General features: G+C 55.3%; 15 protein-coding genes, 1 other RNA gene and 1 riboswitch. Of the genes, 13 read left to right on the forward strand and 3 right to left on the reverse strand.

Annotated features, from left to right (window positions below; genetic code table 11):
• The first annotated feature begins 70 nt into the window (after nt 1–70).
• From rimK to KHS78_RS16360, 4 genes are all read left to right on the forward strand, one after another.
• Nucleotides 71–1,012, forward strand: coding sequence for a 30S ribosomal protein S6--L-glutamate ligase (rimK, locus tag KHS78_RS16345; RefSeq protein ID WP_211829651.1), 942 nt, complete (start codon nt 71–73; stop codon nt 1,010–1,012).
• Nucleotides 1,013–1,288: 276 nt separating this feature from the next.
• On the forward strand, nt 1,289–3,394 hold the full coding sequence (fdhF, locus tag KHS78_RS16350; protein WP_211829553.1) for a formate dehydrogenase subunit alpha: 2,106 nt from the start codon (nt 1,289–1,291) through the stop codon (nt 3,392–3,394).
• The gene (locus KHS78_RS16355; protein WP_211829555.1) at nt 3,381–4,403 is read left to right on the forward strand and encodes a 4Fe-4S dicluster domain-containing protein; all 1,023 of its coding nucleotides are present in this window, start codon (nt 3,381–3,383) and stop codon (nt 4,401–4,403) included. The genes fdhF and KHS78_RS16355 overlap by 14 nt, the downstream gene beginning before the upstream one ends.
• Nucleotides 4,396–5,298 (forward strand): iron-sulfur cluster-binding protein, encoded by a 903-nt coding sequence (locus KHS78_RS16360; RefSeq protein WP_211829556.1) that lies wholly within the window; start codon nt 4,396–4,398, stop codon nt 5,296–5,298. The genes KHS78_RS16355 and KHS78_RS16360 overlap by 8 nt, the downstream gene beginning before the upstream one ends.
• 68 nt (nt 5,299–5,366) lie before the next feature.
• On the opposite strand, the gene KHS78_RS16365 is transcribed toward KHS78_RS16360, so the two are convergent.
• The gene (locus KHS78_RS16365) at nt 5,367–5,672 is read right to left on the reverse strand and encodes an RNA recognition motif domain-containing protein (protein WP_211829557.1); all 306 of its coding nucleotides are present in this window, start codon (nt 5,670–5,672) and stop codon (nt 5,367–5,369) included.
• Nucleotides 5,673–6,483: 811 nt separating this feature from the next.
• Between KHS78_RS16365 and KHS78_RS16370 the strand changes: the two genes are divergently transcribed.
• The 3 genes from KHS78_RS16370 (at nt 6,484) to KHS78_RS16380 (ending at nt 12,511) form a co-directional block, all read left to right on the forward strand.
• Nucleotides 6,484–7,656: an efflux RND transporter periplasmic adaptor subunit gene (locus KHS78_RS16370; RefSeq protein ID WP_211829558.1), complete on the forward strand. Its 1,173-nt coding sequence runs from the start codon at nt 6,484–6,486 to the stop codon at nt 7,654–7,656.
• Nucleotides 7,657–7,659: 3 nt separating this feature from the next.
• Nucleotides 7,660–10,818, forward strand: coding sequence for an efflux RND transporter permease subunit (locus tag KHS78_RS16375; RefSeq protein WP_211829559.1), 3,159 nt, complete (start codon nt 7,660–7,662; stop codon nt 10,816–10,818).
• A gap of 196 nt (nt 10,819–11,014) precedes the next feature.
• Complete coding sequence (locus tag KHS78_RS16380; RefSeq protein WP_211829560.1) at nt 11,015–12,511, forward strand: carboxypeptidase M32; 1,497 nt, start codon at nt 11,015–11,017, stop codon at nt 12,509–12,511.
• Nucleotides 12,512–12,528: 17 nt separating this feature from the next.
• On the opposite strand, the gene KHS78_RS16385 is transcribed toward KHS78_RS16380, so the two are convergent.
• Nucleotides 12,529–12,864, reverse strand: coding sequence for a c-type cytochrome (locus tag KHS78_RS16385; protein WP_211829561.1), 336 nt, complete (start codon nt 12,862–12,864; stop codon nt 12,529–12,531).
• Nucleotides 12,865–12,964: 100 nt separating this feature from the next.
• Between KHS78_RS16385 and KHS78_RS16390 the strand changes: the two genes are divergently transcribed.
• A complete protein-coding gene (locus tag KHS78_RS16390) occupies nt 12,965–13,909 on the forward strand; it encodes a TIGR01777 family oxidoreductase (RefSeq protein ID WP_211829562.1) in 945 nt (314 codons plus the stop codon).
• A 4-nt stretch (nt 13,910–13,913) separates the two neighbouring features.
• Here the strand turns inward: KHS78_RS16390 and KHS78_RS16395 are convergent, their stop codons facing one another.
• Entirely contained in the window at nt 13,914–14,624 is a 711-nt protein-coding gene (locus tag KHS78_RS16395; RefSeq protein WP_211829563.1) for an NUDIX hydrolase, read from the reverse strand.
• A 148-nt stretch (nt 14,625–14,772) separates the two neighbouring features.
• On the opposite strand from KHS78_RS16395, the gene KHS78_RS16400 reads away from it, so the two are divergent.
• The 5 genes from KHS78_RS16400 (at nt 14,773) to dnaX (ending at nt 19,818) form a co-directional block, all read left to right on the forward strand.
• Nucleotides 14,773–15,423, forward strand: coding sequence for an isochorismatase family protein (locus KHS78_RS16400; RefSeq protein WP_246506589.1), 651 nt, complete (start codon nt 14,773–14,775; stop codon nt 15,421–15,423).
• Between the two features lie 41 nt (nt 15,424–15,464).
• Nucleotides 15,465–16,643, forward strand: a complete 1,179-nt coding sequence (pncB, locus tag KHS78_RS16405) for a nicotinate phosphoribosyltransferase (RefSeq protein ID WP_211829564.1) — start codon at nt 15,465–15,467, stop codon at nt 16,641–16,643.
• Between the two features lie 32 nt (nt 16,644–16,675).
• Nucleotides 16,676–16,802: riboswitch (yybP-ykoY riboswitch) on the forward strand.
• Between the two features lie 96 nt (nt 16,803–16,898).
• Nucleotides 16,899–17,453, forward strand: a complete 555-nt coding sequence (locus KHS78_RS16410; protein ID WP_211829566.1) for a TMEM165/GDT1 family protein — start codon at nt 16,899–16,901, stop codon at nt 17,451–17,453.
• A gap of 85 nt (nt 17,454–17,538) precedes the next feature.
• Nucleotides 17,539–17,635: signal recognition particle sRNA small type (ffs, locus tag KHS78_RS16415), an RNA gene on the forward strand.
• 248 nt (nt 17,636–17,883) lie between these two features.
• Entirely contained in the window at nt 17,884–19,818 is a 1,935-nt protein-coding gene (gene dnaX, locus KHS78_RS16420; protein ID WP_211829567.1) for a DNA polymerase III subunit gamma/tau, read from the forward strand.
• Nucleotides 19,819–19,828: the final 10 nt, after the last annotated feature.

A 19,828-nucleotide genomic window follows, 5' to 3' on the forward strand; every position in this document is an offset into this window, starting at 1 on the left:
TCGTTCCGGTATCCGTACCAGTGAGGAAGTGCGGGCGTTATACGGTGGGCATGAGCAAAAGAACACCGGTCTGAAGATTGGCCTGCTGGCCAGCAACCCGAACCTGTACAGTAATCAGCGCATTCTGGAAGCTGGCGAAGAGCGCGGGCACCAGATGAAGTTTCTGAACATCAAGCACTGCTACATGAAGCTGGATGCAGAAACCCCGGAAATTCATTACCGTGGCGGACGTATCCTGAATGATCTGGATGCCGTGATTCCGCGAATTCGTCCGAGCATGACCTTTTATGGTTGTGCGCTGACACGACAGTTTGAAAGTGTGGGTATTTATCCGCTGAACTCCTCGCAGTCCATCAGCATGTCGCGCGACAAATTGTTTTCCCTGCAATTGTTGCTGTCCAGTGGTTTGGATATCCCGACGACCGGCTTTGCCAATTCACCGATTGAAACCAAAGACCTGATCGATATGGTGGGTGGTGCGCCATTGATCGTGAAGTTGTTGCAGGGCACACAGGGAAGGGGCGTCGTATTGGCTGAAACGCGAAAAGCGGCGGAAAGTGTCATTGGTGCCTTTACGTCGTTGAAGGCCAATCTGCTGGTTCAGGAATTTGTCAAGGAAGCGGATGGCAAGGATCTGCGACTGTTTGTGATCGACAACAAAGTAGTGGCTTCCATGCAGCGTACGGCGGCGCCCGGTGAATTCCGCGCCAATGTCCATCAAGGTGGTACTACCTCGGTTATCAAAATTACACCGGAAGAGCGAAAACTGGCAATCAAGGCGGCCAAGACGCTGGGCCTGAAAGTGGCAGGTGTCGACATCATTCGTTCCCGTAAGGGGCCGTTGCTGCTGGAGGTGAATTCCTCACCTGGCCTGGAAGGCATTGAGAATGCGACAGGCAAGGATATTGCCGGTCAGATGATCAGTGCCATTGAGAAGAAACTCGGCTGGCGTCGACCGCTTGGCGCCATGACGGAAGCCCCTGAAATGCTGCTCGACGAAGAGCTGGCCTGATTACTCCCGCCTTTCTTGATATCGCCACCTGAACCCGGGTGGCGATATACCCACACGAAAACTATTGTTTTAAGTCAATCCATTTACTACACGACGGTAGCATCATACGTCGCGTATCGGGACGACGTTGACGCAGATCAGCGCGGGTACTGTCCGATGCATTCGCACGCCTGCACGATTCCAAAGTCACCTGAAAAAGACCGGCGCATGGGCGCGGGTGTGAGTTGGCGGTGACGAAGGGATGCAATCATCTTCAAACTCAGGTGACATATGTCAATGAGCATCAAAACCACCTCGACCATCTGCCCGTTCTGTGGCACCGGTTGCGGTCTTGGCCTGCGCACGGAGGGTCAGCAGATCATCGGTGTTGAGCCGGTCCGGAACCATCCTGTCAGCAAGGGCCGCCTCTGCTCGAAGGGCTGGAACAGCGCCTTCGGGGTTGACCGGCAGAACCGGATTACCACGCCACTGATCAAGGAAAACGGCAGCTTCCGTAAAGCCTCGTGGGAAGAAGCCGTCAGCCTGATTCATGAGCAGTTCAGTTACCATCTGGAAGAACATGGCCCAACCTCTGTCGGCGCTATCAGCTGTGCCCGGGCCAGCAACGAAGACAATTACGCGATCCAGAAATTTACCCGCGCGGTGTTGAAAACCAACAATATTGACCACTGTGCCCGTATCTGTCACAGCCCGTCGGTCGCAGGCCTGGCCCGGACACTGGGCTCTGGCGCCATGACCAACAGTATTGGCGATATTGAAAAGGCCGATGTCGTGGTCGTATTTGGCTGTGATCCGACCGAAAGCCATTGCATCATTGGCAGTGAGATCATCAAAGCAAAGGAGCGCGGGGCACTGTTGTTGGTCGTGGATCCCCGTAAGACCCGACTGGCCGGTCTGGCAGATGTCCACCTGCAGTTGCGTCTGGGGTCAAACGTCGCGCTGCTCAACGGCTTGCTGAATATCATTTTTGAGAAAGGCTGGGAAAACAAGGCGTTTCTCGATGAGCATTGCCAACATCTGGATCTGCTCAAATCCAATGTCAAAGAATACCCGCCGGAAGTCGTCAGCCGCATTACCGGGGTGCCGGAGGATCAGCTCGTTCAGGCGGCGCGCATCTACAGCCACGCCCGGGCGGCATTCCTCGCTTACGGCATGGGTGTGACCCAATATGTCAGTGGTACCAACAATGTCATGGCGATTTCCAACCTGGCCCTGAGCTGCGGCCATGTAGGACGTCCCGGTACCGGCATTAATCCGCTGCGTGGACAGAACAATGTGCAGGGTGCCTGTGATATGGGTGCGCTGCCGGGAGTGTATCCGGGTTACCAGTCCACGGATGATCCGGCGATGCGGGAAAAATTCAGCCGTGCCTGGGGCTGCGACGTGGCAGACAAACCGGGTATGACCTCACTGGGGATGAATGAGGCCACCCTGTCCGGCCAGTTCCACGCCATGATGATTTTCGGGGAAGACCCGGTCGTGACCGATCCTGACCAGAACCAGGTTTCGAAGGTGCTGAATCGTCTGGATTTCCTGGTTGTGGTGGAAATGGCCATGACCGAAACGGCCCGTTTTGCGGATGTGATCCTGCCGGCTGCCAGCTTTGCCGAGAAGGATGGTACTTTCACCAACTGTGAGCGCCGGGTTCAGCGTATTCGCAAGGCCATTGAACCGATGGGTGACTGCCTTCCGGACTGGCAGATCATTGGCAAACTGACCCGTGAATTTGGAAAAGAGGGGTTTGACTGGCCATCAGCTGAAGCGGTGTTTGATGAGTTCACTGCTCTGATGCCTATCTATAGCCGGATGAGCTACCCACGCCTGGAGCAGCATGGCGGGTTGCAATGGCCCTGCGACAGCCGGTCGCCCGATGGTACCGCGATTCTGCACCAGAAGAGCTTCCCGAACGGCAAGGCCCGGCTGATGCCCTTGCACTACCTGCCACCGGCGGAAAATCCGGATGCTGAATACCCCTATTTCCTGACCACTATCCGCCTGCATTTCCATTACGGTTGCGGCTCCATGACCCGCAAGTCGCCGCTGCTGGAACGTGAAACCCCCATGGGATTGTTGTTCATGAGTCCTCAGGATGCCGCCAACCAGGGTTTGTTCAACAACGCACCGGTGGGTGTCCGCTCTCGGAGGGGATATGTGGAAACCCGGGTGGTGATTACTGATCAGTTACCACCAGGGCTGGTCAGTATGCCTTACCACTTTGATGATACACCGTCGAACCAGCTGACCAACGATGCCCAGGACCCGGTGACCCGGATGCCGGAACTCAAGGCCTGTGCCGTACGGGTTGAGCCACTGGACCCGGCCGAACGTCCGAAACCGATCCAGGTATTGCGTGAACAGGGAGATTGCCATGTACGTCTATGAGCTGGAGCGCCCCGAACATTTGCGTGATTGGCTGTTGATGCGCTACCGGGTCATGCAGCCGGTGCAGGATGCCACCGGCAACGGCAGCTGGCAGGAAGTCATCAGTGGTGATGTGACCCCGTTTGATCCGGCCCTGCGTCCCGTGATGTCACCCAAGACGATGTTTTTTGCTGAGCGGGAACATCTGTTTGAATTCGATGGTGAGACATTCCGATCTTCCCGGCCGGCCTCTGAGCCACAGGTCCTGTTTGGGATGAAAGCCTGTGATCTCACGGCATTGGCGTATCAGGATTTGCATTTCCAGGATGATCCTTATTATCAGGCTCGCCGTAAGGATACTTTGCTGGTTGGTATCGATTGCAGTAGTCCTTGCGAAAACGGCTTCTGTAGTACGGTAGATGCCGGTCCGCTGGTGGATGAGGCCAGGGCTGACCTGATCCTGGCGCCCATGCCCAGCGTTGGCGGTGATCAACCCGGCTGGTGGCTGATTTGTGCCAGCCCGGCAGGACAGGCGGCCGTGGACGGCATGAACCTGACACCGGCGGATTCACACTGGCGCTACTGGCGTGATATGAACGGTGAGCATGCCCGGGCGGCGTTTCCGAATGACACCTATATCATCAACGGTATCCAGCGTATTAACGCTCGCGCCATTCCTGACGCTGTCTGGGATAACCTGGCACGTAAATGCCTGGGCTGTTCCGGTTGCAGTCAGACCTGCCCGACCTGCAGCTGTTATGCGACCCGGGATATCAAAACTGACAAGGGCTTTTACCGTGAGCGTTTCCATGACTCCTGCCTGATGGAAGGCTTTCAGCGTGAAGCCAGTGGTGCTAACCCGACCTCGGCGGCTGGCCGTCGGGTCGCACGTTACTGGTACCACAAGTTCTCCGGCGACTTTGTTCGCAAGATGGGACGTTTTGGTTGTGTTGGTTGCGGCCGCTGTGAAGCCACCTGTCCCGGATCTATCGGAGTGCACTCAGTCATGGAGAAGATTGCTCATGTTTGATTTAACCCCTGTCGCCGTTCGGCTGGTCGACCGTTACTCGGACGGTGAGGAAATTGATCACTTCACCTTTGAGCCGGTAGCGGTTGAAGGCGTGCTGCCCAGCGTGGCCAACCCGGATCAGGTCAGTCCCGGGCAGTTCTTTATGCTAACCGTCCCGGGTAAGGGCGAAGCCGCGTTTACTTACGCCGGCATGCCTGATGAAAACGGCCGTTTTCATGCGCTGATCCGCCAGATTGGTAAATTAACCGATGCACTTTTCACCTGTCAGCCCGGTGATGTACTTGGTGCCCGTGGCCCGTTTGGCAAAGGCTGGCCGGATCTGGCCGGGCGCCGGGTGCTGGTGATTGCCGGTGGTTGTGGCCTGGCGCCGGTGGCGGCGGAGATCGATGCGCTGACTACGCAAGGTTCAGCGCCTGTTGTCTATTTCAGTGCGCGCAGCGAGGCCATGCTGGTGATGCGCCATGAGCGGGACAAATGGCGGGAAAGCTGTCGCCTCTATGAAGCCGTGGACAACCAGGAAGGCGCCAGTCGGGAATACCTGAAGGGGCGCGAGCTGATGAGCAACCTGGATCGTATTCAGGCGGAGGATGGTCCCTTTGATGATGTGATCTGCTGTGGTCCGGAAGGGATGATGGAAGCCGTCTGCAAGTACCTGACCGGGCAGGGATATCCAGCTGAACATATCTGGCTGTCACTGGAACGCCGTATGCACTGTGGTGTTGGTCTGTGTGGCCACTGCTATGTCGCCAATGATCTTGTCTGTGTGGATGGGCCGACCTATCGGTGGGATCAGCTGGGTGAACTGGTGGTGAAAGAAAAATCGGTGAAACCACCCCGTGAACCGGTTGGTATGGGGCATGCCGATGTCGGTGAATGCTGTGGTAACTGTGTTTGACGGTAGGTAGTCAGGACGTCAGAAAGCCAGCCCGACAGGCTGGCTTTCTGGGCATTGGGGCGAGCGTGTTAAAACCGCTTGCGTCCGCCCGGGCCGCCACGGCCACCATTGCCGCGGTCATTCTTGCTCCGTTCGGTGGCAATACTGACCCGCATATCCCGTCCATTCAGTGCCTGTCCATCCAGGGTGAGGGCGGACTCGGCGGACTCTTCCGTACTGAAGGTCACGAAGGCAAACCCCCGGGATCGGCCTGACTCATGGTCCGTGATGACACGGGCTTCTTCAATGGTGCCGAAGGCGCTGAATGCCTCCATCAGGTCTGCATCAGTAACCGAAAAATCCAGGTTGCCGACAAACAGTTTCTTTCTCTGCATGTAATACTCTCCAATGACGTAGGTTATCTTGACTCTCTACCTGCAAAATAACGGACGCCGTCAGAGGCTGGTCTTTTTGGGTAAAAGTTAAGATTTCTTGCACATACAGTGGGTTGGACAAGCTCGGTAGATATTTGGTTCCTCAGACCGATTATTCGTTTTCTGAGTGGCAATTCTGCGTATTGAACCGCGTTACTCATTTGTTTGGTTAAATGCCACAGTACTTTTTATTGCTTTCTGTTATGAATAATGGTTTTCAGGCGCATAGGCTAAGTGCATTTCTGGGGGCGTCAATGACCCAGAAAGGGATGTTTCAACTCTCTAAAGGGTTGAACCTGAGCATCTGGATAGTCTGTGGCCACCCTCGGTGCGCCCTGTAAAATTCGATCATTGAGAGTGCTGTTGATTCATCAGGCAGCGGAAGGGTTAGTCTGAATTGTCACTGCTTTTATGGTGTTCCCGGTATTCCATGTGAACCTTGTTGTACATGTGCTCCTCATTGTCGCCATACCGGTGATCCATCTTCTTGCATGCTGACAGATGTTGTATGCACTTTATTTGATGCAATGATCCCTGCCCTGCGACTGACGGGCTTGTCGGTCATGAGGCCGGCAGGGGGAGTATAGTTGTCATTTCCTGATACAGGGAAAAGCCGGGATGCCGGATGCGCATCAGGCAATGGTTGGCCTCCCGGTGATAGTTGATCAAATTGTTGCGGTAATCCGCGTGGAAGACCGGTATTCTTTAATCACAAAAAATATAAGCAACAGCGTGATATTACTGTTAACTGAACAGACTGCATGGATTGGGCATGACAATAAAAAAGATCCTGCTGCCGGTCATCATTCTGGCTGCCTTTTTGCTTGGCGCGTTGTTGCTGGCGGGGTATCAACCTGATCGGCAAACCAAGGCCGCTGCTCCCCCGGATATTCTTGTTGAGACACAGCCTTTGCGGGTTGAAACCGTGCCTGTTCAGATTGAGAGTCAGGGCACTGTTCAGCCTTCCACTGAAACTACGCTGGTGTCGGAAGTATCCGGTCTCGTCACGGAACTCTCGCCGGTGTTTGTTGCGGGTGGTGTGTTTCGCAAAGGTGATGTGCTGATCCGGCTGGATCCCCTGGATTATGCGGTGTCGGTACGTCAGGCAGAGGCAGCCCTTGCAGCCAGTCAGGCCCGTTTGACAGAAGAGCAGGCGCGACGCCAGGCGGAAGCGGTCAACTGGCGGCAGTCTGGACGGCCGTTGGTAGACGCACCGCCGTTGCTGTTGAGGGAACCGTTTATTGCGGAGGCCGACGCCAACGTCAAGGCAGCACAGGCCGAACTGGATAAGGCGCGGCTGTATCTTGGTAAAACAAAAATTCGTGCGCCCTATGATGGCATGGTCAAAAGTCGCCAGGCGGATATCGGCCAATACGTTTCACCGGGGACGCCATTAGGTATCACTTTTGCCACGGATATTGCTGAAGTACGTCTGCCGGTGACAGCGAGTAGTCTGCCACTGTTGGATATACCGGCATTTGGCAGTATTGCGAATGGACCCTCTGTCACATTGACCGCGCAGTTTGGTTCGCGGGCAGTCCAGTGGGCCGGTGACATTGTACGCAGTGAGGGCGTCGTTGAAGGCTCAACCCGCATGCATGTGCTGGTTGCTGAAGTTCATGATCCTTACGGCATGACAAACCGTGACAGTGGGATGCCGTTGAAGGCCGGGCTTTTTGTTCGGGCGTCGATTACAGGCATATCGCTGGACAATGTGCAGGCGGTTCCCCGTTCCCTGATCCGGCGAAACAATGAGGTGCTGGTGGCTGACAAGGGAATGATGCGTCTGCGCAAGGTGGGTGTGCGTTATGCTTCGGCCGGGATGGCGTACGTCGATAGTGGTTTTCATACCGGGGACCGTCTGATTACCACCGTCTTGGAAGATCCGCTGGAGGGGACGCCGATCATCGACAGCAGTCAACCCGATGGAACGGGTGAGGGGTAACCGGTGAGTAGTGAATCGTATGAACGACAGGGTGTGATTGCCTGGTTTACCCGTAACCCGGTTGCTGCCAACCTGCTGATGTTGATCATTGTTGTCGCAGGGGTGACTGCTGCATTCAGTATCAAGAAACGCACCTTCCCCGATTTTGATATCAATAAAATCCAGGTCGTGATTGATTACCCCGGCGCCTCACCGGGGGATGTCGAGCAGGGCATCAGTATCCGGGTGGAGGAAGCACTTAACGGGATTGCCGGTATTAAGGATGTTGAGTCCATCGCCCGTGAAGGGAGCGGGGTGACCATTATCGATGTGGAATCCGGCTTTGAAGTGGATGATATTCTCACCGATGTGGAACAGGCCGTGGATGGCATTACCGGGTTGCCGGAAGAAACGGAAAAACCCGTGATCAGCAAGGTCGAGAATGACCGGATGAACAATGTCATCTGGCTGTCGGTCTACGGTGATGCCAGTGCCTATTCTCTCCATCAGGTGGCTGTCAGGGTGCGTGATGACCTCCTGGCGCTACCGGAAGTCAGCAAGGTCAAGGTGTTTGGGGATGATGACCTGATTGTCGCCATCGAAGTCTCGGAACACACCTTGCGGGAGTATCGCCTCACCTTTGCCGAAATTGCCCAGGCTGTGCGGGGTGATTCTGTCGATATTGCTGCAGGTTCCGTGGAAACGCCGGATGGCGATATCGTGTTACGTACCCGGGGGCAGGCCTGGTCGCCGGCGGATTATGCCCGCATCATCCTGCGTTCAAACCCGGATGGCAGTCAGTTACGCCTTGGGGATATTGCCGATATCCGTGAAGAGTTTGACCGTGATGATTCGCTGTCACTGTTCAATGACAAGCCGTCCATCAGTTTGAATGTCCTGTCTGCCGGAGACGGCGATGATATTGCCTCATCGGCAGCGGTTGCCCGGTGGGTGGATGAGCATCGTGACCAGCTGCCCCAGGGCGTTGATGTCGCGGTATGGGGCGACAGTGCGTACTACCTGCAGGGCCGTCTGGATATGATGCTGGAGAATATGCTGGCAGGTGCTGTGTTGGTCTTTCTGGTATTAAGCCTGTTTCTGCGGGTCCGGGTAGCCTTCTGGGTGATAGTTGGTATCCCGGTCAGTTTCTTGGGCGCCATTTGGTTGATGCCGGTGGGTCCGTTTCCGGTGTTTGTGAATCTGATCAGTCTGTTCGCCTTTATCCTCGTGCTGGGGATTGTTGTCGATGACGCCATTATCATCGGGGAGAGCGTTTTTACGGAAATCGGGAAACAGGGGCACACTATCGACAGCGTGATTGTTGGTGTGAACCGGGTGGTGGTGCCCGCCATGTTCGGTGTGTTAACGACCATTGCAGCCTTTGCCCCTGTATTAACCGTCGGAGGTCAGGCCGGGCCATTTTTTGAATCCATTGGTGTTGTTGTCATCTTGTGCCTGTTGTTTTCCCTGGTGGAATCCAAGCTGATTCTGCCGGCACATCTTGCGCATATGAAACGTTTGCCGGCAGCGGGTGATGAGAAGGGTTGGATCAGCCGTTTACAGGATCGTTTCAATAAGGCTCTTTTGTCGTTTGTTTCAGGGTTCTACCGGCCGCTGCTTGAGTGGGCGGTGATACACCGTTATGCCACCATCGCCGTGTTTATCGGTTTGCTGATGTTGACTATGGGCGCGATGAAAGGCGGCCTGGTACGGTTTGTCTTCTTTCCGGAAGTGCCGAGTGATTTTCTGGAAGTGACGGTGAAAATGAATCCGGGTACTGCGCCTGAGGTCAGAAACCAGACCCTGGAGAAATTGCAGGGGGCGATTCGTGCGCTCGATAGCGACTACCGTGAAGAGCATCCTGACAGTTCCGGGTTGTTGAAACATGTCCTGATCTTTACGGACGGCGATACCGTCGGACAGGTTGTTGTTGAGATGACCAAGGCTGAAGGCCGTACGCTGGATGCTTACGAGATTGCGGATCTCTGGCGGCAGCGGGTGGGTGACCTTCCGGGTATTCGTGTACTGGATATCAAGGCGGGTGAGAATGCCGGTGGAGGTAAGCCCCTGTTTTTCCAGCTGAATGGCGATAATTATCCGCAGTTGCAGGCTGCCGCCCGGGAACTGGAACAGTACCTGCGTATGACTGACGGCGTGCACAGCATTGAAAACTCGTTTGAATCCGGTCGCGACGAAATCATCCTTTCACTGAAACCGGGCGCCCGGGCCTTAGGCTTGAGTCTGGCGGACCTCGGTGGCCAGATTCGCCAGGGGTTTTATGGTGAAGAAGTGGAACGGTTCCAGCGCTACAGTGATGAAATCCGGGTGTTGCTGCGCTATCCCGAAGATGAGCGCAAAACGTTGGCGCAACTGGAAAGTGTCCGAATCCGAACCGCTAATGGTGATGCAGTCCCCTTGGAAGAGGTGGCCGTGCTGGAGCGTGGGCAGGGGTACGCATCGATCAGGCGTCTGGATGGTAAGCGCAGTATTGCCGTCAGTGCGGATGTTGATACGTCCCGTCTTGAGCCGGCGGCAGTGGTAGACGATATCAATAATATGTTTATGCCGGAGATGCTGAAGCGATACCCTGGCATTGAACACGGCCTTGAAGGCGCCAGTCTGGAAGAACAAAAAACGCTGAGCAAACTGTCGCAGGCTGGCCTGTTGGCGTTGTTCATGATCTATGCATTGATTGCCATTCCGCTGCGCTCCTATACCCAGCCGTTTATCATCATGTCCATTATCCCGTTTGGTTTGATCGGGGCTGTGTTTGGGCATGGCGTGTTGGGACTTAATCTCAGTATGTTATCGATCTATGGCCTCATTGCATTGGCGGGGGTACTGGTTAATGACAGTCTGATTCTGGTCGACTTCATTAACCGGGGGCGTGAAGCGGGTATGCGGCTGAAAGATGCCGTGCTGCAGGCGGGTGAAAATCGTTTTCGGGCTATCATACTGACGTCGTTGACCACCTTTCTGGGGCTGGTACCGATTCTTCTCGAGAAGAGTCTGCAGGCACAGTTTGTCATACCGATGGCGGTATCTCTGGGATTCGGGATTCTGTTTGCCACGGTCATCACCCTGTTTCTGATTCCCGCGTTGTATATGATGCTGGATGATTTGACGGCTATCAGGCAGCGGGTGTGGCAAGGTTTTGGTTTGGCGGCTCTGGGTAAGCGGTGAGTGCTGTTTGGGTGAGATCGGGGTAGATCGCACCGGCGCTTTCCGTTTTCCACCGCATCGACAGGGCTCCTGCCCTGCGATGCTACCGCGGCCTCCTTGCCGCTGCTGCAAACGAAAAACGCCGGTGTCGAACTGCGGTATCGCTGATCATGTTGGCAGGCGATGATTCGGATTGACTCAATCATAGGGTGAAATTATGGGCAACGCGCTGGACAACCTGCAGGAACATTTTCGAAAGATTCATCGCTTAAGCCATCTTGCCGCCATGGGGCAATGGGATCAGGCTGCCATGATGCCGCCGGGTGGCAATCAGGCGCGCAGTGAAGCGCTGGCTGAGCTGGCTGTGATCATTCACCGGGAAAAAACACACCCTCAGGTTGGGGAATGGCTGGATCAGGCAGACAGCGGTGCATTGGATACTGACAGTAAAGCGTCACTGCGTGAAATGCGGCGTGTCTGGCAGCAGGCTACGGTAATTCCTGAGGCGCTGGTGCAGGCCAGGAGCCTGGCTGGCAGTGCCTGTGAACATGCTTGGCGCACGCAGCGCAAGGAAAATGACTGGCAGGGTTTTGCTGTGAATCTGGAAACTGTCGTCAAACTCTCCAGGGAAGAGGCGCAAATCCGTGCTGAGAGCATGGGCTGTTCGCCCTATGATGCCTTGCTCGATCTCTATGAGCCAGGTATGAGCTGTGTAACGTTGGATCGCATTTTTTCTGACGTGAAATCCTGGTTGCCATCACTGATCCAGAGCGTGTGTGAACAGCAGAAGCAGGATGTGGTTCTTACGCCCAAAGGCCCTTTCGCTATCGAAAAGCAGGCGGTGCTGGGGCGCAAAATCATGACATTGCTGGGGTTTGACTTTGACCATGGTCGCCTGGATGTCAGTGTTCACCCATTTTGTGGTGGCGTGCCGGAAGATGTACGTATTACCACCCGTTACAACGAGGATGACTTTACCCAGGCGTTAATGGGGGTTATTCATGAAACGGGTCATGCCCGTTATGAGCAGAACCGGCCGGCAGCAACGTTGGGCTTACCTGTGAGTGAGTCCCGCTCCATGGGCGTTCATGAAAGCCAGAGCCTGTTTTTCGAAATGCAGTTGGGGCGGAGTCCGGCGTTTCTGTCGTTGATTGCACCATGGATTGTTGAATCTCTGGCGCTGGGTGATGACCCTGCGCTGGATCTAGATAACCTTTGTCGTATATATAATCGGGTCAGTCCGGGCTTTATTCGGGTGGATGCTGATGAGGTCACCTATCCTGCACACATTATTCTTCGCTATGAGATTGAGCGGGATCTGGTAGAAGGGCGCATTGAAGTGGGTGATATTCCTGGACTCTGGGATGAGAAGATGCAGGCTTCTCTGGGTTTGGATACACAGGGCAATCACCGCGATGGTTGTATGCAGGATATTCACTGGACCGACGGCTCTTTTGGTTATTTCCCCAGTTATACCCTTGGTGCCATGGTGGCCGCGCAGCTATTTGCCGTGTTACGCAGGCAGCAGCCGGATGTTGATGCGCAGATTCGTGAAGGAAATCTTCAGGGTGTTTTTGATTGGCTGCGAAACAGCATATGGCAGCAGGGTTCTCGATTGGAAACGGATGCACTGATTCAGTCTGCCACCGGTGAGGCGCTCAATCCGGCCTATTTCCGTCAGCATCTTGAACAGCGTTATTTGAAGGGTGCATAAAAACCTGTTTACGACTGTCATTGAAATCGGCTGAAGTATTCTGACAGCTCGGCGATCTCCTGATCGGAAAGCCGATAGGCCATAACATTCATGGTAGGGTTTTTAATCTCGCCTTTGCGATAGTCCCGGAGCTTGCTGGCCAGTGCGTCAGCTGTCTGGCCGGCCAGCTTGGGCCCTTTCATGGCGGGATTACCCTGGCCGCGGGTTCCGTGGCAGCTGGCGCAGCCCTTCGCTTGTACCACAGCCTGTAACTTTTCCAATGGTATGTTTGTGGTGGAGGCGTTATCTGCGATGGCCGGGCCTGTCAGGTTGATGAGCAAAAGGCTGGTTACGGCGTATCGGCTGAGTTTCATAATGTCTCCGAGTGCAGTCCTTGCTATTGCAAAGGGATAATCATTTGCTGACATTATACTGGAAGAACATGATCGACTAATCCCCACAAGGGTGGATGCTATGAGCAACAGTGTTGCAGGGACGGGTGGAGCTGAAAAGACGGTTCTGGTGACCGGGGCAACGGGGTTTATAGGACGGTTTCTGATACCTGAGCTACTGGCGGATGGCTGGCGGGTCATTGTGTATGCACGCCCTCCGTTTGATCGTGTCATCAACATACTGGGACCATCGGTGATTGTTGTCTTGTCGCTGGAAGAGCTACAGGAGCAGCCCAGGGTTGATGCCTGTATTAACCTGGCAGGTGAAGGGATTTTCAATAAACGTTGGACGGTTGGGCGTAAACAGGTATTGATAGACAGCCGTATCGGTGTCACCCGGCAGTTACGGGAATGCTTTGAGCGACTGGGGGCAAGGCCTGGGGTGTTGATCAGTGGCTCTGCCATCGGTTATTACGGGATGCATGGCGGCGATGTTAACCTTGCGGAGCAGGATCGGCCAGGTGATGACTTTGCGGCTGACCTCTGTCGTCTTTGGGAAAAAGAGGCCAGGCAGATGGAATCGCTGGGCATACGGGTCTGTCTGCTACGCACCGGGATTGTCCTGCATCCGGAATACGGTGCGTTGTCCCGGATGTTGCCGCCGTTTCGTTTTGGGCTGGGGGGACGAATGGGGGATGGCAGACAGGTCGTCTCCTGGATTCATGTCCACGATATGGTCAGTATTATCCTGTTTCTACTCAGGGATTCGTCGTTGTCAGGGGCTTTCAATGCCACGGCGCCTCATGCTGTGACGAACGACCAGCTTGCACAGACGCTGGCATCGATACTCCATCGTCCCTGTCTTTTGCCGATGCCGGGTCCTGCATTACACGTGCTGTTGGGAGAGTCCGCCTCACTGCTGCTAGGGGGGCAGCGGGTGATCCCGGCGAGGGTGATGGAGCATGGTTTCTCCTTTGCATTTCCAGCGCTGGAAGATGCACTCAAGGATCTGCTGTCGGCTCGTTGAAGCGTTACCCGGTCTGTGTTGTATGGTAGAGCCGGTTGAAGAGGCGTGTGCAGTTTCGGTCGGCAAGGCGGTAGAGGCTCGCGGGGCGATTACTGCCGCGGCGCTTCTGGCCGCTGTCTTCTAATAGATTGCCAGCCAGAAAGCGGTTACGGATGGAGCGCATGGGCGGCGCCTTGCCCAGAATGATACGAAAGACATCCCTGATATCCGCCAGGGTGAAGAGTTCAGGCAGCAGGTAAAGAGGAATTGTCGTGTACTGGATCTTGCTTTGCAGTCGCCTTATCGCTTCTTCCACCAATTCGGCATGATCGTAAGATAAAGCGCATAGTGGGCTTCCATCCTGGATATCGTACCAGCGTGCCAATGGACTATCGGTCATGGTTAAATCTGCACTGAGCAGGGCGCAGTAAACGACGGTCAACGACCAGCCCCGGGAATCCCGGTGATGATTGCCAATGGAGATGACCTGTTCAAGATAGCCCGGTTCGGCATTGATTAATGTGTGTATCTGCCGGCGAGCTGCGTCATCCAATTCACGGTCCAGTTCGGGTTGGATTCTGCCTGCCGGCAGTGCCGCTTGGACGGTTGTTGTTTGCGCATCGGGCAGGCGAGTCAATACCTGGAGTGCTCCTTCGTGTATCCGGAATGCCGCCACGTCAACGGAAATCAATGCAGTCGACACTGACATGGCAGTGGTTGTCCTTTCTGTTGGCATGAATATCTCTATAAACCGCTGTTTGCGCCGCTTGGCCAGAACCGGTTGAAACCCTTTCGTCAGTATACCTGTACAGTGTTATCTTGACAGGTTAATGAACTATATTCACTATGTTAGTGAATATAGTTCATTATGTGATCAGGTGGTTATGCCGAAGCTAGGCAGTAAAGAGCGGACGGCCGCTTTTGATGTGGACGCACAGAAGTGTTTTACCCCGCTTTGTCCGCAGGAATTGCCGGTTCCGGAAGGCCACCTTATTGTGGAGGAGTTGAACAGGCAGGCAGCCTGTGCTGGCCATCGGATTGGTTCTAAAGATGCGCATCCGCCATCGGCGGTATGGATTGCGGATGCAGAGCGGCCAGTATTGTCACCTGTCGCAGGGGATAATGTGGATGTCCGCTGGCCGGTGCATGCGGTGCCGGGTACACGGGGCTTTGAGTTGCTTGATGGCTTGCCCGAGACCACGGGGTATGACTTCTTTGTCTGGAAAGGCATTGAACCAGATATGCACCCGTATGGTGCCTGTTACCACGACCTGGCAGAACAGCGTAGTACGGGCGTCATAGAATACCTTCGGCAGCAGGGCGTCGATACGGTGTTGGTCGGTGGGCTGGCGCTGGATTACTGTGTCCGGACCACTGTGCAGCAGCTGTTGAGGGCTGACTTTCGGGTTATTGTGAACCGTACGGCCTGTCGAGGTCTGGCGCCGCATTCGTCGGAGTCTGCCTGTCGGGAAATGATCGCAGCGGGCGCTGAATTTATTGATTCTGTCAGTGATTTTGATGGTATTGATGACTGACGGTATCGGGTTTTTGTGATTATAAAAGAGCAGATCGTTGTATGACCGGACCGGTTATTTCGTCGTTACTGGATACGGATTTTTACAAATTCACCATGCAGCAGGCGATTTTTCATCATTATCCTGATGCGTTGGTGGAAGCCCGCTTTCATTGCCGTACGAACACGAACCTGGCGCCACTGGCAGAACGTATTCGTGAGGAGGTGGTCGCATTGGCAGGCCTGCGTCTGTCTCCGGATGAGCGACAATGGATGGAAGCGACTGGGTTGTTTCAGGCGGATTACCTTGATTATCTGCAGGCTACGCGCCTGGATCCGGACTGCGTCACTATCGGTACCGGTGCGCAGGGGCTGGAGATTGATATCCAGGGAAGCTGGCTGGAAATCACCTTGTTTGAAATCTACATTCTGGCGATCGTCAGTGAGTTGTATGGCCGTTACCTCGAGCCGGTCATGAATCTGGATGAAGGGCGCCGCCGGCTGTCTGATAAACTGGACCAGCTTCGTGGAGCTGCCAGGCAGCGGATGTACGATGGCTTTAGTTTTGTGGATTTTGGTACCCGTCGCCGTTTCAGTGGCGCCTGGCAGCGCGAGTTGATCGCCTGTCTGGCGGAGTCGGTGCCGGCCCAGTTTACCGGAACCAGTAATGTCATGCTGGCCCGCGAGTTCGGATTGCGGCCAGTGGGGACCATGGCGCATGAATGGCTGCAGGCGCACCAGGCACTCACGCCTGATCTGGGTTCCAGTCAGAAGCAGGCGCTAAAAGTCTGGCTGGAGGAGTATGGTAGTGAGCTGGGTATCGCCTTGACGGATACCATCAATATGGATGCTTTCCTGAATGATTTTAATCGGGGCCTCGCTCAGGCTTATCAGGGGGTGCGTCATGATTCAGGTGACCCCATTGTTTGGGGGGAGAAGGCGATTGCCCACTATGAGTCGCTGGGTATTGATCCCTTAACGCGAACGCTGGTTTTCAGCGATGGGTTGAACCTCGATATGGCGCTGAACATATTCCGCTATTTTCGTGATCGAATCCGCGTCAGTTTTGGAATTGGTACCTGGCTGACTAATGATGTCGGCGTATCTCCCCTGAGTATCGTGTTGAAACTGGTGAGCTGTAACGGTCAGCCCGTGGCAAAGATTTCCGATGCGCCGGGTAAGACCCTGTGCCTTGATCAGGGTTACATTGCTCAGCTGCGTCACGTCTACGGATTGTGCTGATTTGTAACTTTCAGCGTATCCCGCTAGGCTACGCACCTGTTACCGGGGAGTAGCCTGCTCCCGGGAGTCATCTGTCGGCTCCCTTTGTAGTGTGATCGTCAACATACTTGGCCCTCATGGCCATGGCGATCGCGACCTGCCGGAACCTGTCACGGGTTCCCTGGTTTGGCAAGACCGGAACACAGTATCCTGAGTCCTAGGGCGGGCAGGGTAGTGTGTTCCGACGTTGTCAGACCCGCCCTTCTGGATGTTTTCTTGGACGCATTGTTTGTCTCGACGCTGAGTGTCGCTATCGCAGAAATTGGTGATAAAACCCAGTTGCTGGCTTTGCTGCTGGCCTGCCGCTATCGACGCTTCTGGCCGCTGTTCTGGGGGATTCTGATTGCTACGCTGGCGAATCATGGGCTAGCCGGGTTGGCTGGACAGTGGTTGGCCGGTGTCTTCTCGCCGGACACGCTGCAACTGCTGGTGGCGCTTTCCTTTATCGGGGTGGGGCTGTGGACGCTGATTCCTGACAACGTGGATGACGATAGCGATAACCGGCGGCAGCTGGGACCGTTTCTGGCCACGCTGGTGGCTTTCTTTCTGGCGGAAATCGGTGACAAAACGCAGGTGGCAACGGTGATCCTGGCGGCGCGCTATGATGCGCTGCTGATGGTGGTGGCCGGTTCGACGCTGGGCATGATGCTGGCCAATATTCCGGCAGTATGGGTAGGTTGTCGTGCCGGTGATCGTTTCAAGCTGCGGTGGGTACGCTTTGTGGCGGCAGTACTCTTCATTGGGCTCGGTATTTTCAGTCTGTTTGGCTGAGAAACGGGGTTGCAAACGGGTGTGCTTTCAGAGAGAATGCACCCGCTGCCGACGAGCTCTCAGTCGGCATCTTTATGGCGGACCTTGCCGGTCCCCCCGCAATGAGCAGCTGTGAACTCCGCCAGGCCCGGAAGGGAGCAACGGTAGCAGTGCGCACATGTGCCGGGGTGTGGCTGGTAGGGGACGCCTCCATTCTATACTGTCTTATCTATTACCTCATTTGTATCCCTGAAAACGATTTCGTGCTGTGGTTTCGTGCATTGCCGGGGTGATTTCAGTTAGCATATAACGTTGTAATTGCCTGAGTGTCTTCCTGTCACCGTTGTGGAATGATCTGTCGTCTGTTGCGGTTTCCCGGTTTGAGTGGTGCTGCAGGTTGGCTGGCATTTAAATTCGTGTCCGGAATTGTCCCTGGAGTAATGAATCGCCAATGAGTTATCAGGTACTTGCCCGAAAGTGGCGCCCCCGTACCTTCAAGGAGCTGGTAGGACAGGTGCATGTCCTGCAGGCGCTGATCAATGCCCTTGACAGTGGCCGGCTTCACCACGCCTATCTTTTCACGGGTACCCGGGGAGTCGGTAAAACGACCATTGCCCGTATCCTGGCCAAGTGCCTGAACTGCGAGACAGGTGTCACTTCGGAGCCGTGTGGGCAGTGTTCAGCCTGCAGGGAGATCGATGAAGGTCGTTTTGTTGATCTGATTGAGGTCGACGCCGCATCCCGGACCAAGGTGGAAGATACCCGTGAACTGCTCGATAACGTGCAGTATGCGCCCACCCGTGGCCGCTTCAAGATCTACCTGATCGACGAAGTACACATGCTTTCGCAGCATAGTTTCAATGCGCTGCTGAAAACGCTGGAAGAGCCGCCGCCCCATGTGAAGTTCCTGCTTGCCACTACTGATCCGCAGAAACTGCCTATCACCATCCTGTCTCGCTGCCTGCAGTTCAGTCTGAAGAATATGTCCCCTGAAAAGGTCGTGGGGCATCTGCAGGATGTGTTGGATAAGGAGGGCGTTCACTATGACCCCAGCGCTCTCTGGCAGCTTGGGCGAGCGGCTGACGGCAGTATGCGTGATGCGCTCAGCCTGACCGACCAGGCGATTGCTTTCTGTGATAATACGATTACCGAGCAGGGTGTCAGCGCCATGCTCGGGACCATTGATCGAAGCTTGGTGTTGAATGTGGTCTCGGCACTGGCCACCGGTGATGCTTCAAACGTATTGAATACCGTGGCCGGGTTGGCGGAGCATGGGCCGGACTATGCCTCGGTCCTGGGTGATATGTTGTCTGTCCTGCACCGGGTAGCCATTGCGCAGGCGGTCCCTGACGCCGTGGATAACAGCCAGGGGGACCGGGGTAATGTACTGTCCCTTGCGCGGCAGATGACGGCTGAGGATGTGCAGCTTTACTATCAGTCTGGCCTGATTGGTCGACGTGACCTGCCGCTCTCGCCTGATCCCCGCACAGGGTTTGAGATGGTGGTGCTGCGTATGCTGGCTTTCCGTCCCGATGGTGTCCCTGTGGCGCCGGTTCAACCGCTGCAGCAGGGGCGATCGCCGACTGGGCCGGGGGAAAGTAGCCCTGCGACTTCCCCGCCGGAACAGAGTGAGCGTGAAGAGCCTGAGCCTGCAGGTGGCATCACTCAAGAGGTATCGGAGCCGGAGCTGGTGCAGCCGGATACAGCGCCTTTACCGATGGACGATGCCGATGCGGATGTGTTCAATGCCCTGGCAACCGAATCGATGGTGCAGGATCGGGGCATGTCGCAGTCCGTTGTTCTTGATGAGCCGGCGGCTGTTATTCCTGACTCGGCGCTAGAGTCATCACGGCCGGAACCCTCGGTGGTGACGTTGCCTGAGGTGCTAGGGCCAGCGCCACTGGATCTTCCTGTTGGCGCTGATGCAGTGGATGAATCGCCAGCGTCGATGGATGAAGAGGTATTACCGTCGCCAACGGAGCGATTGCCGTTGTCTGCGTTGACGCCTGATAGCTGGATCGCGGTATTCCAGGAGCTGCCATTGGCCGGGGTTACCCGTACGATTGCATCCTATTGCCTGCTGGAAACCGTCGACGGTCATCGTATCACCATGGTACTTGACCAGAACCACGATACCTTATACAACGACACTCATCGTCTACGTATGGAAGCGGCGCTCAGTGACTATTTTGACGCGGCGGTTACGTTGGCGGTAGCGCCAGGCGTGGCTGACCGGGAAACCCCGGCGGCGTGGCGTGAACGGCGTCGACAGGAGCGGCAGCAGGAAGCGGTAAACAGTATTTATGCCGATGAGGGGGTGAAGACATTGGTCAGCACATTCTCCGGCACCATTCTTGATCATACGATTGAGCCGGTTGACGGATAGTCGACCGTTG

Origin of the sequence: Kistimonas asteriae (assembly GCF_018263925.1) — a bacterium.
Lineage (GTDB): Bacteria > Pseudomonadota > Gammaproteobacteria > Pseudomonadales > Endozoicomonadaceae > Kistimonas > Kistimonas asteriae.